Origin of the sequence: Roseateles sp. L2-2 (genome assembly GCF_050613215.1) — a bacterium.
Classification (GTDB): Bacteria; Pseudomonadota; Gammaproteobacteria; order Burkholderiales; family Burkholderiaceae_C; genus Roseateles; species Roseateles noduli.
Genome location: NZ_CP192509.1, coordinates 4,982,884 through 4,999,178 on the forward strand (window position 1 = coordinate 4,982,884; position 16,295 = coordinate 4,999,178).

Consider the following 16,295-nt stretch of genomic DNA (forward strand, 5'->3'; position numbering starts at 1 on the left):
GGATGGCGATGGCGATGGCAACAACGACGAAGAGGACGACGATGAACACGGCGACAGGTTTCAAGCTCCGCGCGACGGCGCTCGCGCTGCTGCTGGCGGGCGGTGGCGTGCTTCCCGTCTGGGCCAGCGGCTACGACGGCGGGGACGATTTCGTATCGTTCAGCCGGACCGAGGTGCGGCTGGACCGCTACGTGCAGGGCGAACTGGGCACGGTGCTGCCGAGCTACTCGCGGCCGATGCTCTACACGGCCTGGCGCGCGATCGCCAGCGCGGACGCGAAGCGCCCGCTGGTGCCGATCGCCGGCGAGTGGCTGGACAAGGCCTGCTGCACGGCGATCTACAGCCCCTCCAACTACGAGTCGGAGAAACATCCGCCGATCGGTGCCTGGCTGAGCGCGCGCAAGGAAGTTGTCGCGGACGCGCCGCAGTGGCGCCCCGGGTCGATGCGGGCGGCGGACGAGAAGTCCTACGAGGAGTTCCTGAACTGCCCCGACGGCGCCTACGCCTTTGCAGTGGAGACGCTGGCCGCGCTGCGCCGGCGGCCCGACGCGACGCCGGTACGGCTGAAGGCCTGGATCGACGGCCAGGACCGGGTCTTCGCGCAATGCACCGCGGAACCGCCCGGCCGGACCGCCGCGACCGCGAAGCAGACGCCGGAACCGCGGCCGTCGATCGAGGCGCTGCCGGCGAGCGAGCCGCTGCATTGGCGCCAGGCGCGCGACTACCAGCGCGCGGCCTCGGCCTTCTATGCGAGCGACTGGATCCCGGCGGAGACCGGCTTCGCCAGGATCGCCGCCGACGAGGGGAACCCCTGGCAGGCCTGGGCCGCGCTGGCGCGGATGCGCACGGTGCTGCGGCAGGCCACGCTGACGCCGCGCGACGAGGGCGACTACGGCCCGCAGAAGCTGCCGCCGACGCTGCTGGGCAAGCTCCAGCCCATGGCGGCTTTCATCGGCACGCATGCGGACTGGACCGTGCAGCAGCGCGCCGCGGACGACCTGCTGAACCTGGTGCGGGCGCGCAGCGAGCCGGAGAAGCGGCTGAGCCAGCTCACCCGCGAGCTGGCGGTGCTGGACAAGGCGCCGCCGGCGCAGGCGCTGGCGGACTGGGCGCGGATCTCGGACCACTGGCTGGATGAGGGCACGCCCAAGGACCTCGCGGCGCGGGAGACGGTCGTCCGCGCGCTGCCGGTGTTCGACTGGATCTTCGCGCTGCGCGGCTGCATGGCCGGCTATACCGGAGCGGTGAAGTCGCCGGAGAGCACCGGCGCGGCGCCGCTGTCGCGCTGGAAGGCGCAACCGGACAGCGTGCTGTGGCTGATCCCGACGATGGTCTGCGCCGACGGGAAGACGCTGGCGAAGGACGCGTCGACCTGGAAGGCGATCCAGGCGGCGGCGGACAAGGTGCCGGCGACGCATCCGGGCTGGCGCACCGTGCGGATGCAGCAGGTGCGTCTGCTGCGCGAGGCGGGCGAGTTCGACCGGGCGCGGACGCAGCTGGCGGCGTTGACCTCGCCGACCGGCCCGACGTCGACCGCGCGCAACCTGGCGGCCGAGGAAGCGCTGCGCCTGGCGCGCACGCCGGCGGAGGCCATCCCCTGGCTGGCCCGCGAGAGCGGTGCCTGGTCGCGTTACTCGCAGACGGACGCCGTGTATCCGTACGACTATCCCGGGTCGACGACCCGGGCGCTGGACGACGACGGCGCCTCCTTGCTGGTGACGCGCTTCACCGTGTCCGAATGGCCGGCGGTGATCGGCTCGAAGGCGGTGCCGGACAAGATCCGGGCGGCACTGGCGTTCGGGCTCTGGTGGCGCGCGGACGTGCTCGACCAGCCGGAGCTGGCGCGCGCCGCGGCGACGACGCTGGCCGGCCTGCTGCCGAAGACCGAAGGCGAGGCGCTGACGGGCGCGTACTTCAAGGCGACGACCCCGGCGGAGCGTCGCGCGGCGCTGTGGCGGGCCTCGATCACGAGGAACGGGCTGTCCGCCCAGGTCGACCGGGGACTGGGGCCCAACATGATGCTGGTCGGTCAGAAACCGGGAGATCCGAAGGAAGCGGTGGCGGGGACCTGGTGCCGGCTGGACCAGGGGGCCAACAGCGAGCAGAAGGATTGGGAGCGGCTGCATCCGATTCCCGGTCCGGCGACGGGATGGCCCGCCGCGGACGTCGTGGCGAAGGAGCGCGCCGCGCTGGCGGCGATCGGAACGGCCACCGGGGCCTACGCCAGGTGGGTGCTGGCCGAGAGCAAGCGCCCGGACCGCCCGGCGGATCTGCCCTGGCTGCTGTACGTCGGCATCCAGTCGACCAAGGGCGGCTGCGTGGACAAGGACAAGAGCGCGCAGTCCAAGGCCATGTTCCAGACGTTGCACCGCCTGTATCCGAAGTCGGAATGGGCCAAGCGCTCGCCGTACTTCTACTGAAGCACTTCACGCCTTCCGGCCGCCGTTCGCGCCGGAACCGTGCGTCTCATCGCAATCCCATGGCCGGCCCCGGCGGGCGCCGCGACAGTCGAGCCCATCGACAACGCACCGCCTCTCGGAGCCCGCCATGCACCCCACCCCGATCCAGATCCTGTCCCACATCCCCGGCTTCGTCTGGGCGATCCTGGCGATGATCCTGTACTTCGGCCTCCGCCAGACCCGCACCACCGCCATGCGCGCCAGGCGCCTGATCGTGCTGCCCGTGCTGTGGCTGGTGTTCGGCGCCTGGGGCGTCGAGAAGAGCTTCGGCCTGGACGGCCTGGCGGGCCTGGCCTGGCTGGCGGGCCTCGTCGCCGGCGTGCTGGCGCTGCGCGCCCTGCGCTGGCCCGGCAACGTGCGCTACGACGCCGACACCCGCCGCTTCATCGTCCCCGGCAGCTGGGTGCCGATGGCGCTGATGGCCGGCATCTTCGTCCTGAAGTTCGCCTCGGGCATGAGCCTGGCCCTGCACCCCGACTACGCCCACAACACCGCCTACGCACTCGCCTTCAGCGCCGTCTTCGGCCTGTTCAGCGGCGCCTTCCTGGGCCGGGCGCTCAACATCCTCTCCCATCGTCCGCAGACTTCCGCCGCCGTCGTCGCCTGAGCCTGCGCGACACTCCTCCCCCATGAGCCCCCTGCCCCTCTCCCCGCCCGTGCGCTGGATCGTCCGGCACGTGCTCATCGTCCTGACGCTGACCCTGGTCATCTCCCTGGCGTTGGTGGCCGTCTTCAGCCAGCCGCTGGGGCCGACGCTGATCTACTGCTTCTTCATCTCGCTGTGCTGCGCCGCCAGCATCAACCTGCTCCGCTACGGCCTGGGCTGGATCCGCTGGCGGCTGCTGGACCGCCTCGGCCGCGCCCCGGCCGAGCCCTTCGACTGGCCGGGCTGGCCGCTGATGGTGCTGTGCCTGCTGCTGGGCACCCTGGTCGGCTACAGCCTGGGCGTGGAGGTCGCCAACATGGTGACCGGCCTGCAGGAGAAGAGCCTGCTCTCCAGCCCGTTGCGCCGCGTGCTCAGCGTGATGGTGATCGCGCTGATCCCCGGCTTCGGCGCGACGCTGTTCTTCCTGTCGCGCCACCGCATCGCCGCCGCCGAAGCCCGCGCCGAGACGCTGCGCCGCCAGGCCGCCGAGACGCAGCTGCGGCTGCTCGAATCGCAGCTCGAACCGCACATGCTGTTCAACACGCTGGCCAACCTGCGGGTGCTGATCGGCATGGACGCGGACCGCGCGCAGGCCATGCTGGACCACCTGATCGCCTTCCTGCGCGCGACGCTGTCGGCATCCCGCGCCGAGCGCCATCCGCTGAAAGATGAGTTCGCCCGCATCGCCGACTACCTGGCGTTGATGCAGGTGCGGATGGGATCGCGGCTGCGCTTCGAATTCGACCTGCCCGAAGCCCTGCGCGAGCTGCCGGTGCCGCCGCTGCTGCTGCAGCCGCTGGTGGAGAACGCCATCAAGCACGGCCTGGAACCGCACGTCGGTGGCGGCACGCTGCGGGTGCGGGCGGCGGAGGTCGAGGGTCAGCTGTTGCTCGACGTCGAGGACGACGGCGCCGGCTTCGACCCCGAGGCGGCGCGCTCGCCCGACAGCGGCTTCGGCACAGTGCAGGTCCGCGACCGGCTGGCCGTCGCCTGCGGCCCGCAGGCGCGGCTGGAGCTGTCGCGCCTGGACCTGTCCCGCCCGGCGGGCGGCGGCACGCGGGCGAGGATCCGCATGCCGTTGCCGTCGACCGCGTCGGCCGCGTCGGCGGCAGCACCTGGCCCCGTGTCCTGCGCCACGCGCTGAATCGATCCGAACCCCTTGGAGGAGTCATCCATGCCTACCGCCCTGATCGCCGAAGACGAAGAACTGCTGGCCGCGCACCTGCGCCAGGAATTGAAGGCGCTCTGGCCTGAGCTCGACGTGGTCGCCATGGCCGCGCACGGCGAGGAGGCCGTGTCCCTGGCCCTGCGACACCGACCCGAGGTCTGCTTCTTCGACATCCGCATGCCAGGCATGACCGGGCTGGAAGCGGCGGCCCAACTGGCCGACGACTGGGACGCCGACGGGGACAGCGACGGGGATGGCGGGGCCGCCGGCGGCTCGCCGTTCCCGTTGCTGGTCTTCGTGACCGCCTACGACCAGTTCGCGCTGCAGGCCTTCGACCGCGCGGCAGTGGACTACGTCCTCAAGCCCGTGCAGCGCGAACGGCTCGCGCAGACGGTCTCGCGCCTGAAGGCCGCGCTGGCGCAGCGGCAGCAGCCGCCGGCGGCCCTGGAATCGGCGATCGAGCAACTGCGCGGCCTGCTGGGCGTCGGCACGACTGCCGCGACTGCCGCGACCGGCGCGGGCGGCGCGCCCGCCGCATCAGCCGCCGGAGCGGCCGGACCGCTGCGCCATCTGCAGGTCGGCGTGGGCGAGTCCATCGTGCTGGTGCCGGTGGACGACGTCGTCTACCTGGAGGCCGCGGACAAGTACGTCCGCGTGATGACCGCCGAGCAGGAGTACCTCGTGCGCATCTCGCTGCGCGAGCTGCTTCCGCAGCTCGACGCGGACCGTTTCTGGCAGGTGCACCGCGGGCACATCGTGCACGTGGACGCGATCGAGCGCGTCCAGCGCGACGACACCGGCAAGCTCACCCTGCGGCTGCGCCGCCGGCCGGAGAAGCTGGCGGTGAGCCGCATGTACGGGCACCTGTTCCGGGCGATGTGACGCCCGACGGGCGATCGGTCCGGCGCGGGCGCGCCGCCGGCGTCAGAGGACGACAGTCCCGCCATTCGCCAGATGGATCGTCAGGTCGGTGCCGTGTGTGGCGGTGACCAGGATCTGCTGATCGAAGTTGGTGGCGGGGTCCCCGGTCCGATAGGTCTGCCCCGATCCGTCCTTGTCGATCCAGAGCGAGACCGTGCCGTCCGCCAGGATCTCCTTGCGGAAGTACCTGGCGACGTCCGTGGCCACGCTGGTGTTCAGCGTCTGGAACGCGCGGTCGTTGATGTCGATGACGTCCCCCTGTTGCTGGTCGTAGCCATGGATCCAGTCGACCTGGCTGTTCGAGTACAGGCTGTTGGAGACCACGTCCCAGACGAAGTGATCGGCGTGCGAGGTGCCGAACAGATGGTCCGTCCTGCTCTCGATCACCGTCGCCATCGCCTTCCAGGTTCCGGATCCATCGTCGGACGCGGAGACCATGTTGACGGGGGGCGTCGACATCCGGGCCCGGGTCTCGACCGCGTGGACGGCGAGCCCGTCCGGCGTCGTCGACGTGCTCAGCGACGCGAAGGACGCATTGCCGGCCTTGTCGATCGCCAGCACCACGGACATGCCCTCGGTGTCCCTGGACCAGTCGAAGTTGCTCGCGCCGTAGGGTTTGACCCAGGTGGCGCTGGCGCGCCCGTTCTCGAGGTAGCTCTGGGCCGTCCCGTCGTTGGCGATCCCGACCGGCACCAGGACGATCTGCGCGACCTCGTCGGTCTGCATCGTCAGGCCGTTCACCCAGTTCGGGGCGGCGGACGACGGCACCGTGTCGACGTCCCCGAAGTGACCCTCGGCCACCGGCGCGGTGTTCTCCATCGTGAGTTCGAGCACGCTGTCGACGCTGGTGTTGCCGGCGACGTCCACCTGATGGACCCGGATCTCATGCGGGCCGTCGCTCAAACCCGCCAGATCGAGGCGAGTCCCCTGGCCGGCCCGTTCGTCCTGGCTGCCGTCGATGCGGTAGGTCCAGGTCGCCCCGGGCTCCAGCCCCAGCTCGAGCCAGGTGTGCGCGTTGACGAGGTTGGCGCCGTAGAAGTCCGCGCCGCTCGCGTCATGGGCCGGAAAGTTGTCGCGGGCCGCGCTGTGCACGGCCGCCGTGGGCGGCTCGGGCTGTGGGTCCGGCACGGGATCGGGCTTTGGCTCGGGCTTCGGGTCCGGCACGGGATCAGGTTTCGGCTCGGGCTGCGGATCCGGCACGGGATCAGGTTTCGGCTCGGGCTGCGGATCCGGCACGGGATCAGGCTTCGGCTCGGGCTGCGGATCCGGCACGGGATCAGGTTTCGGCTCGGGCTGCGGATCCGGCACGGGATCAGGTTTCGGCTCGGGCTGCGGGTCCGGCATGGGATCGGGCTTCGGCTCGGGCTGCGGATCCGGCACGGGATCAGGTTTCGGCTCGGGCTGCGGATCCGGCACGGGATCAGGTTTCGGCTCGGGCTGCGGATCCGGCACGGGGTCAGGCTTCGGCTCGGGTTTCGGATCCGGCACGGGATCGGGTGTCGGCTCGGGCTTCGGGTCCGGCACGGGATCAGGCTTGGGCTCGGGTTTCGGGCCGGGCAGCGGGTCGGGCTTCGGCTCGGGCATCGGCATCGGCTTGGGCAAGGGGGTGACGTCCGATCCCGCATGCGGCGAACCGGCCATCAGTGCGGCACCAGCCAGCCACGTGGCCAGGGCGGCCACGACCTTCCCCGTCGAGCCGTCGGCACCGCCGGGCAACGCCGCAGCAGCACCGCACCCGTCCTCCTGCGAGGCTACGCCGGCAGTCGCCGGGTCGCACGTCGACGTCTCCGGCGCGGTGGCCGGTACGTCGGTGCCGGGATCGCGGCCTTCGTCCGGGTCGGGCGTCGTCGGGTCGCCCTCGTCGACGAGGCGTCGTCGGGTGCCCTGCGTGGGTCTGGCGGCGGCGGACGTGGAGAGCGGCGGAATGTCGGAGTCAGGGTGTCGCATCGGCGTAGGCTTCGGTTGTCGATCTGAAAACCCGCAGTCTGGAAGTTGCGACGGTCGGCGGCCATGACTCCGATGTCCGCGATGTTCGGAGCCGCTACGGCCCATCCGGGCGGGCCATTGCTACAAACAAGCTAGCCAGGCCTTGCCAGACGCGTTGCCGGACACGTTGCCGGACGGGCGCCGCGCAACATCCACGCCCCGGGGAAGGCCGCCCCGGCCCACGTAGAATCCACGGCCTCTCTTGAGACTTCACCCACCGATGTCCAGCCCTGACAAGACCGCCGGCGCGCACGCGCCCGACAAGACGGACGCCGCCGTCAAGCCCAGCAACTTCCTGCGCGCGATCATCGAGCGCGACCTGGAACAGGGCTTCCAGCCGGCGCGCCACTTCGGCGGCAGCCCGGGCGACGCGGCGCACCACGCCGCCGGTCCGCTGGACCCGGCGAAGATCCGCACCCGCTTCCCGCCCGAGCCCAACGGCTACCTGCACATCGGCCACGCCAAGGCCATCTGCCTGAATTTCGGCCTGGCGCGCGACTACGGCGGCATCTGCCACCTGCGTTTCGACGACACCAATCCGGAGAAAGAAGAGCAGGAATACGTCGACGCGATCAAGGAAATGGTCGCGTGGCTGGGCTGGCGCTGGGACGCCCCCGACGCCGACGGCAAGGAGACGCCCCACCTCTACTACGCCAGCAACTACTTCGACCTGATGTACCGGGGCGCCGAGTACCTGGTGTCGCAGGGCCTGGCCTACGTCGACGAGCAGTCCCCCGAGGACATGCGCGCCAACCGCGGCGACTTCGGCACGCCGGGCACCAACAGCCCGTTCCGCGACCGCACGCCCGAGCAACACCTGACCCGCCTGCGCGAGATGCGCGACGGCAAGCACCCGGACGGTGCCATGGTGCTGCGCGCCAAGATCGACATGGCGTCGCCCAACATCAACCTGCGCGACCCGGCGCTGTACCGCATCCGCCGCGCGACGCACCACAACACCGGCGACCAGTGGTGCATCTACCCGATGTACACCTACGCGCATCCGATCGAGGACGCGCTGGAGTGCATCACGCACAGCGTCTGCACGCTGGAGTTCGAGGACCAGCGCCCGTTCTACGACTGGCTGGTCGAGCATCTGGCCGAAGGCGGCCTGCTGGCGCGCCCGCTGCCGCATCAGTACGAGTTCGGCCGCCTCAACCTGACCTACGTCGTCACCAGCAAGCGCAAGCTGCGCCAGCTGGTCGACGAGGGCCACGTCGACGGCTGGGACGATCCGCGCATGCCCACGCTGGTCGGCATGCGCCGCCGCGGCTACACGCCCGCCTCCATCCGCGCGATGGTCGAGAGCACCGGCGCGTCCAAGACCAACGCCTGGATCGAGTACTCGGTGCTGGACGGCTACCTGCGCGCCGACCTCGAAGGCCAGGCCGCCCGCGCGATGGCGGTGCTGGATCCGGTCAAGCTCAAGCTCGAGAACTACGCGGAGATCTTCGGCTCGGCCGAGCACCGCGAGCCCTGCTCGGCGCCCGCCCACCCGCACGTGCCCGAGCTCGGCACGCGCGCGTTCAGCCTCGGCCCCGAGCTGTGGATCGAGCGCGAGGACTTCATGGAAGTTCCGTCCAAGGGCTACCACCGCCTGTTCCCCGGCAACAAGGCGCGGCTGAAGTACGGCTACGTCATCGAGTGCACCGGCTGCGAGAAGACCGCCGACGGCACCATCACCGCGGTGCTGGCCAAGCTGGTGCCGGACACCAAGAGCGGCACGCCCGGCGCGGACGCGGTCAAGGTCAAGGGCGTCATCACCTGGGTCGGCGCGCATGAAGCCGTGCCCACCGAGCTGCGCCTGTACGAGCGCCTGTTCACCGAAGCCCAGCCCGACGCCGGCGACCGCAACTTCCTGGAGCTGCTGAATCCGGACTCCAAGCGCGTGACGCAGGGCTACCTGGAGCCGTCGCTGAAGGACGTGGCGCCGGACACCAAGGTCCAGTTCGAACGCCACGGCTACTTCGTCGCCGACCGGGTCGACCACCGCGCGGGAGCGCCGGTGTTCAACAAGATCACCGGGTTGCGGGACAGCTTCGGGAAGTGATTCCCGTGCCGGGGGGGCGGTTCAGAGCACCACGCCCCTGCCGGTACACATCCACGAGTCCGCGTTGGCCGGCACTTTGCAGAACGCCTCGGCGAAGTTCGCGTCGGCATCGCGCGTGAACATGTCAGGACTTTCCACTACCTTGGTCGGCGGAAGCGACGGCGGTTCTGCCTTGCGAGTCCCGCAATCCGCCTTGGCGGTCAGTTTGATGAGCAGTTGCTCAAGTTGGCTCATCAGCAGTGTCCCCTTCGACAGGACCTGATCCAAAGTGAAACCGCTGTCGACAGCGACCTCCGGGTTGGGCCCGGGTCGCGAGGTCGATCCCTGAGAGGAACCGAAGCCGCAGGCCGCGGGCCTGGAAGGGTCCCACGGCTCGTAGCCGCTGGACCTGCCGAAGCTGCCAGGGCCGACAGGTCCGTTGAAACCGTTGAAACCGTTGAAACCGTTAAAGCCGCAGCCGTAGGCGAGTTTGTAGGGCGTGTAGACCGCGTACGGGACGACCGGACTGGCGTAGACCGGGAAGAACATGGCGAAGCTCCATGAAGTGGGACAAGCCGCCAGTGTCCTCAGGGGTCCGCCGCGCCGCCATGGCGCGGGCGTGCGGCGCCTGCGGTGCCGTCCGCCTCCGACAAGCCACCCGGCGCCCTGTCCGGGCCCGGGTCGTTCGCGAGGACTCCCTCGCTGTCCGATATGTCCGGCGCTGTCCACCCAGCGTCCGCCGAGTGTCCGCGGACACTCATCCGACACCGACATCGAGCGGCAACCCGTTGATTCAGAAAGGAATTCCCGACTGACTCCGGGTGGCACGCCGCTTGCAAACGAGTGTGGCATCGATCACACGACACCGCACTCGGACACCTCAATGATTCGCGACACCTCCGGACAGGACGTTCCTCTCGCCCGCCCCCAGGGACGCCGCCGCCTGTGGCTGGCACTGGCCGGCGCGGGACTGCTGATCGCCGCGTTCGCCGCCGCGCCCGCCGTGCAGCGGATGCTGGGCAGCGGCAACTCGGTCAGCCTGCAGCGCCTGTCCGTCGCCCCGGTCGAGATCGGCCCGCTGGTGCGCGACGTCGCCGGCGAGGGCAAGGTCGTCGCCGCGATGAGCCCCACCGTCTACGCGCTGCACGGCGGCAACCTCGTCCTCAAGGTCAAGGCCGGCGACAAGGTCGCCAAGGACCAGTTGCTGGGCGTCATCGACAGCCCCGACCTGCGCGCCAAGCTCGCGCAGGAGCAGAGCAACGCCGACGCGCTGCGCACCGAGGCGCTGCGCGCCGAGGTCGACGGCCGCGAACAGCGCGCCGCCCTGCGCTCGACCTATGAGAACGCCGCCATCGACCTGCAGACGGCCCGCAACGACCTCGACCGCCAGACCAAAGCCTTCGACGCCGGCGCCGTCGCCGGCATGCAGGTCGAGAAGGCCCGCGACGCGATGGAGAAGGCGCGCATCACCGCCGCCCATGCGCAGGCCGGACTCGGCCTCAAGGACGACAGCCTGAAGTTCGAGCTCCAGTCCAAGCAGCAGGCGCTGCAACGCCAGCAGCTGCTGGTGAAGGACCTGGAGCGCCAGGTCGCGGAACTCGAGCTGCACTCGCCGGTGGACGGCCAGGTCGGCCAGCTGCTGGTCGCCGAACGCGCCAACGTCGCCGCCGGCGCGGGCCTGCTCACCGTCGTCGACCTGACCGCGCTGGAGGTGCAGATGCAGGTGCCCGAGAGCTTCGCCCGCGACCTCGCCATCGGCATGCCCGGCGAGATCTCCGGCAACGGCCGGCAGTGGAAGGGTCTGGTCAGCACGGTGTCGCCGGAAGTCGTCAACAACGAGGTCGCCGCGCGCATCCGCTTCGACGGCGCCACGCCCGACCAGCTGCGCCAGAACCAGCGACTGTCGGTGCGCGTGCTGCTGGACCGCCGCGAGAAGGTGCTGATCGTCGCGCGCGGCAGCTTCGTCGAGGACGGCGGCGGCCGCTTCGTCTACGTCGTGCAGGACGGCCAGGCGGTCAAGCGCCCCATCCGACTGGGCGCGCAGAGCCTGTCCAAGGTCGAGATCCTGGAAGGCCTCAAGCCCGGCGAGCAGGTCGTCATCTCCGGCACCCAGGCCTTCGAGGGCGCCGAGCGCGTGACCCTCAGCCCATGACGTCGAGCCCGAGCCGCTGAGCCCGTGCCGCCAAGCCCCTGACCCCCTTCAACGATTCCCCCCATTCAACGCCCGCGAGGAACCTCATGCTGAAGATGCAATCGCTCTCCAAGGTCTACCGCACCGAAATGATCGAGACCTACGCCCTGCGCGAGTTCAACCTGGACGTGCGCGAAGGCGAGTTCGTCGCGGTGACCGGGCCGTCGGGCTCGGGCAAGACGACCTTCCTGACCATCGCCGGCCTGCTCGAAGCCTTCACCGGCGGCCGCTACCAGCTCGACGGCGTCGACGTCAGCGGCATGGACGACACGCAGCGCTCGCGCATGCGCAACGAGAAGATCGGCTTCATCTTCCAGGCCTTCAACCTGATCCCCGACCTCAACGTGCTGGACAACATCGAGGTCCCGCTGCGCTACCGCGGCATGAAGGCCGCCGAACGCCAGCAGCGCGCCCGCGATGCGCTGGCCCGCGTGGGACTGTCGGCGCGCGAGCGCCACTACCCCGCCGAACTCTCCGGCGGCCAGCAGCAGCGCGTGGCCATCGCGCGCGCGCTGGCCGGCTCGCCGCGCCTGCTGCTCGCCGACGAACCGACCGGCAACCTCGACAGCGCGATGGCGCGCAGCGTCATGGACCTGCTCGAAGAGCTGCACCGCGACGGCGCCACCATCGTCATGGTCACCCACGACCCGCAGCTCGCCGCGCGCGCGCAGCGCAACGTGCACGTGATCGACGGCCAGGTCGTCGACATCGCCGCCGAGCTCCACATGGACCCCGAGCTGCTGCGCGCGGCCAAGTCCTTCACGCCGACGTCCGCCTGATCCCGGCCCGCTCCGTCCTGACCATGAAACTGCCCTTCCCTTCGAGGCGCGCGGCGGAACCGGGTCGCCCGGTCCGGCCCGCCCGTCCGGCACGCCCGCTGCTGTCGACGATGGCGCGGCTGCCGGCGATCGCCGTGGCCGTGCTGTGCGCCGGCTGCTGCCTGCCGGCCGCCGCCGAGGACCTGCTGGAGATCTACGCGCAGGCCCGCGCCGCCGACCCCGTGCTGGCCGGCGCGCGCGCGGTGCGCGGCGAGCAGCAGGAACTCGCCGTCCAGGCCCGCGCGCAGCTGCTGCCGCAATGGACCGCGCAGCTGAGCGAATCGCACACCCGTGACGACGGCCGCCAGCACCAGCTGACGCACAGCCTGAACCAGGTCCTCGTCGACCTGAGCCGGCTGCGCAGCTGGGATGCGGCGAAAACGCTGGTCACCGCCGAGGACGCGCGCGTGCGCGCCGCCGAGGCCGACCTCTGCGCCCGCGTCGCCCGCGCCTACTTCGGCGTGCTCAACGCCCAGGCCACGCTGCAGACCGCGCAGGCGATCGAGGACGTCTACGGCCAGCAGGTCGCGCAGGCGCAATCGCGCTTCGATGCGCAGCTGTCGGCCTCGCTGGACGTCGAGCAGGGCCGCGCCTACTACGAGCTGGCGCGCGGCAACACCGCCTCGGTGCGGGAGGATCTGCTCGACGCGCGCCAGGCGCTGGCGCAGATCACCGGCCGCATGCCGGGCGAGCTCAAGCCGCTGGCGCCCGACCTCGCCATGCTGATGCCCGATCCGGCCGATCCCGAGGCCTGGGTGACGCAGGCGCTGCGCGACAACCCCTCGCTGCAGGCCGCCGCGCTGGCGGTCAGCGCCGGCGACCAGCGCGTGGCCGCCGCGCGCGCCGCGCACCTGCCGACGCTGAGCGCCGGCCTGGACGGCCAGCGGCTGTCCGGCCCGGCCGTCGCGCCGCAGGATTCGGGCCGCTACACGACGACGGTCGGCCTGAAGCTGACGATCCCGATCTTCGCCGGCGGCGCCACCGAGTCGCAGAAGCGCCAGGCGATCTACCAGCGCGAACAGCTGCGCGACGACCTCGAAAGCGCGCGCCGGTCCATGACGCGCGAGACCCAGGCGCAGTACCAGGCGGTGCTGTCCGCGCTGAGCCAGATGCGCACGGCCGGCGCCGCGGTGCAGGCGGCGGAAAAGGCGCTGGCCTCCACGCGCAGCGGCCTGGACCTGGGCCTGCGCACCATGACCGACCTGCTGCTGGCCATCCAGACGCAGAGCAACGCCCGCAACGCCTGGGAGCAGGCCCGCCACCGCTACGTGCTGTCCAAGCTGCTGCTGCAGCAGGCGGCCGGCTCGCTCGGCGAACCCGAGCTGGCCTCCGTCAACACGCTGCTGAATCCCGTGCCGACGCCGACGCCAAGTTCGACGCCAACTTCGACGTCATCGCCCACGCCACCGGTCAAGACCGTTCCGCCCGCCAAGTCGTGAGCTGAGAGAGGACTCCCATGCTGACCTACTACCTCGAACTCGCCCTGCGCGCCATGCGCAGCCACCGCGGCCTGACGGCGCTGATGCTGCTGTCGATCGCGATGGGCGTGGCCGCCTGCATGACGACGCTGACGGTGTTCCACGTCATGTCCGGCGACCCGATCCCGCACAAGAGCGGCCGGCTCTTCAACGTGCAGCTCGACGCCGAGCCCAAGCGCGACTGGAAGCCGGGCGACGAGCCCGAGCTCCAGCTCACCCGCTTCGACGCCGAGCAGCTGCTGCGCGCCAAGCGCGGCGTGCAGCAGGTCATCATGACCGGCGCCTTCATCGCGATCGATCCGGCGGGCTCGGGCGACGCCGCGCAACCGCCCTTCTTCACCGGCGGGCGCTGGACGACGGCGGACTTCTTCGGCATGTTCGACGCCCCGTTCCGCTACGGCAACGGCTGGAGCGCGGCCGACGACACCGCGGAGGCGCGCGTCGCGGTGATCTCCGCCGACCTCAACGACAAGCTCTTCGGCGGCCAGGACAGCCGCGGCAAGACGGTGCGCCTGCGCGACAAGGACTTCACCGTCGTCGGCGTGCTCAAGCCCTTCCGCCCCGCGCCGCACTATTACGACCTGACCCTGGGCGCCTATGCGAAGGCCGCCGACGTCTACATCCCGCTGTCGACCTCGATGTCGCTGCGCTTCGGCGCCGCGGGCAACATGAACTGCTGGGGCCGCTCCGACGGCATCGATCCGCGCTCGGCCAACGCGCCCTGCTCGTGGCTGCAGTACTGGGTGCAGCTCGACACGCCCCAGCAGGTCGCCGACTACAAGACCTACCTGACGCAGTATTCCGACCAGCAGCGCGAGGCCGGCCGCTTCGAGCGCCCGTCCAATCCCAAGCTCAGCGCCGTCAACGAGTGGCTCGCGATCCGCAAGGTCGTGCCCAGCGACATCAAGCTGCAGGTGCTGCTGGCCTTCGGCTTCCTGGCCGTGTGCCTGACCAACACCGTCGGCCTGCTGCTGGCCAAGTGCCTGCGCCGCAGCGGCGAGATCGGCGTGCGTCGCGCCCTGGGCGCGCCGCGGCGCCAGATCTTCCTGCAGTTCCTGGTCGAGGCCGGCACGCTCGGCCTGGTGGGCGGCCTGCTCGGCCTGGCGCTGACCTGGGTCGGCCTGTGGGTGGTGCGGCAGAACCCGTCGGACTACGCGCAGCTCGCGCAGCTGGACTGGCAGATGCTGGCGACCACGCTGGGCGTGTCGCTCGCGGCCAGCCTGCTGGCCGGCCTGCTGCCCGCGTGGCGCGCGTGCCAGATCACGCCCGCCATCCAGCTGAAGACTCAATGAGGCCCTGAGGAGATTCGAACATGGACATCCTGCCCATCCTGTCGACGCTCAAGCGTCACAAGACCGCCGCCGGCCTCATCGTGCTGCAGATCGCGCTGACCTGCGCGATCGTCTGCAACGCGCTGTTCCTGATCTTCCAGCGCGTCGAGCGCATCACCGCGGAGACCGGCGTCGCCGAATCCGAGCTGGTGACGATCTCGCTGTCGAGCATGGCGCGCGTCGAGAACCCGGAGCCGCAGACCCAGGCCGACCTGGCCGCGCTGCGGCAGGTGCCGGGCATTGCCTCGGTCACGCTGACCAACCAGTTCCCGTACGGCCGCAGCTCCAACAACTCCGGCGTGCGGCTGGTCGCCGATCCCAAGCAATCCAGCCGCGTCGTCGGCGGCCACTACACGATCGGTCCGGACTTCATCAAGACCATGGGGCTGCAGCTGATCGAGGGCCGCGACTTCGAAGCCAACGAGTTCGTCGCCGGGTCCTCGCTGGACGCCAATCCCGATCCGCGCGTGCCGTCGGTCATCATCAACAAGAAGATGGCGGACCGCCTGTGGCCCGGCGAATCCGCCGTCGGCAAGGCCATCTACGTCTACGGCACCGAGCCGCAGCGCGTCGTCGGCGTGGTGAAGGAGCTGCCCTCGCCCAACCCCGGCTCGCAGGACGAAAACGCGCTGCACACCATGATGTTCCCGGTGCAGCCGAGCTTCCGCGGCGGCAACTTCATGATCCGCCTCGCGCCGGGCGCCAACCCCGAGACCGTGCTGAAGGCGGCGGGCGAGAAGCTGCTGGCCAACAGCCCCGGCCTGCGCCGCGTGCTGCGCGACCAGGACAGCCTCCTCAAGCTGCGCAACGGCTACTACCGCCAGGATCGCTCCATGATCCAGCTGCTGGCCGGCGTCTGCGTAGGGCTGCTGGTAGTGACCGCCTTCGGCATCGTCGGCCTGGCCAGCTTCTGGGTGCAGCAGCGCACACGGATGATCGGCACACGGCGCGCGCTGGGCGCCACGCGCGGCCAGATCCTGCGCTACTTCCAGACCGAGAACCTGCTGCTGTCCACCGCCGGCATCGTGCTGGGCATGGTCGGCGCGTACGGCATCAGCCTGCTGCTGATGCGCAGCTATGAGCTGCCGCGACTGCCGCTCGTCTATCTGCCGATCGGGGCGGTGGTGCTGTGGGCGCTGGGCCAGATCGCGGTGTTCGCGCCGGCACGTCGGGCCGCGGCGCTGCCCCCGGTGGCCGCGCTGCGCGGAGGCTGACGACCGACGGCCCACGCGTGGCCGTTCCGCTTCCCCCGCTCAGCGCGGGCACCC

12 protein-coding genes are annotated in these 16,295 nt (G+C 70.7%); 10 read left to right on the top strand and 2 right to left on the bottom strand.

Annotated features, from left to right (window positions below; genetic code table 11):
• Nucleotides 1-41: 41 nt before the first annotated feature.
• From ACQZ13_RS22260 to ACQZ13_RS22275, 4 genes are all read left to right on the top strand, one after another.
• Nucleotides 42-2,420 (top strand): hypothetical protein, encoded by a 2,379-nt coding sequence (locus tag ACQZ13_RS22260; RefSeq protein ID WP_431048122.1) that lies wholly within the window; start codon nt 42-44, stop codon nt 2,418-2,420.
• Between the two features lie 127 nt (nt 2,421-2,547).
• Nucleotides 2,548-3,066, top strand: coding sequence for a DUF6622 family protein (locus ACQZ13_RS22265; protein ID WP_431048123.1), 519 nt, complete (start codon nt 2,548-2,550; stop codon nt 3,064-3,066).
• Between the two features lie 22 nt (nt 3,067-3,088).
• The gene (locus ACQZ13_RS22270; RefSeq protein WP_431048124.1) at nt 3,089-4,249 is read left to right on the top strand and encodes a sensor histidine kinase; all 1,161 of its coding nucleotides are present in this window, start codon (nt 3,089-3,091) and stop codon (nt 4,247-4,249) included.
• 30 nt (nt 4,250-4,279) lie between these two features.
• Nucleotides 4,280-5,155 (top strand): LytR/AlgR family response regulator transcription factor, encoded by an 876-nt coding sequence (locus tag ACQZ13_RS22275; RefSeq protein WP_431048125.1) that lies wholly within the window; start codon nt 4,280-4,282, stop codon nt 5,153-5,155.
• 42 nt (nt 5,156-5,197) lie between these two features.
• On the opposite strand, the gene ACQZ13_RS22280 is transcribed toward ACQZ13_RS22275, so the two are convergent.
• On the bottom strand, nt 5,198-7,141 hold the full coding sequence (locus ACQZ13_RS22280; protein WP_431048126.1) for a hypothetical protein: 1,944 nt from the start codon (nt 7,139-7,141) through the stop codon (nt 5,198-5,200).
• Between the two features lie 259 nt (nt 7,142-7,400).
• Here ACQZ13_RS22280 and ACQZ13_RS22285 point away from each other — a divergent pair, with 259 nt between their 5' ends.
• Nucleotides 7,401-9,230, top strand: a complete 1,830-nt coding sequence (locus ACQZ13_RS22285; RefSeq protein ID WP_431048127.1) for a glutamine--tRNA ligase/YqeY domain fusion protein — start codon at nt 7,401-7,403, stop codon at nt 9,228-9,230.
• 21 nt (nt 9,231-9,251) lie between these two features.
• Here ACQZ13_RS22285 and ACQZ13_RS22290 read toward each other — a convergent pair whose 3' ends face one another.
• Nucleotides 9,252-9,758, bottom strand: coding sequence for a hypothetical protein (locus ACQZ13_RS22290; protein WP_431048128.1), 507 nt, complete (start codon nt 9,756-9,758; stop codon nt 9,252-9,254).
• Nucleotides 9,759-10,092: 334 nt separating this feature from the next.
• Between ACQZ13_RS22290 and ACQZ13_RS22295 the strand changes: the two genes are divergently transcribed.
• The 5 genes from ACQZ13_RS22295 (at nt 10,093) to ACQZ13_RS22315 (ending at nt 16,241) form a co-directional block, all read left to right on the top strand.
• Nucleotides 10,093-11,361, top strand: coding sequence for an efflux RND transporter periplasmic adaptor subunit (locus ACQZ13_RS22295; RefSeq protein ID WP_431048129.1), 1,269 nt, complete (start codon nt 10,093-10,095; stop codon nt 11,359-11,361).
• Between the two features lie 86 nt (nt 11,362-11,447).
• A complete protein-coding gene (locus tag ACQZ13_RS22300; protein WP_431048130.1) occupies nt 11,448-12,179 on the top strand; it encodes an ABC transporter ATP-binding protein in 732 nt (243 codons plus the stop codon).
• A 23-nt stretch (nt 12,180-12,202) separates the two neighbouring features.
• Entirely contained in the window at nt 12,203-13,657 is a 1,455-nt protein-coding gene (locus tag ACQZ13_RS22305) for a TolC family outer membrane protein (protein WP_431048131.1), read from the top strand.
• Between the two features lie 17 nt (nt 13,658-13,674).
• The gene (locus ACQZ13_RS22310) at nt 13,675-14,988 is read left to right on the top strand and encodes an ABC transporter permease (RefSeq protein WP_431048132.1); all 1,314 of its coding nucleotides are present in this window, start codon (nt 13,675-13,677) and stop codon (nt 14,986-14,988) included.
• A 20-nt stretch (nt 14,989-15,008) separates the two neighbouring features.
• Nucleotides 15,009-16,241, top strand: coding sequence for an ABC transporter permease (locus ACQZ13_RS22315; RefSeq protein ID WP_431048133.1), 1,233 nt, complete (start codon nt 15,009-15,011; stop codon nt 16,239-16,241).
• The last annotated feature ends 54 nt before the right edge of the window (nt 16,242-16,295 follow it).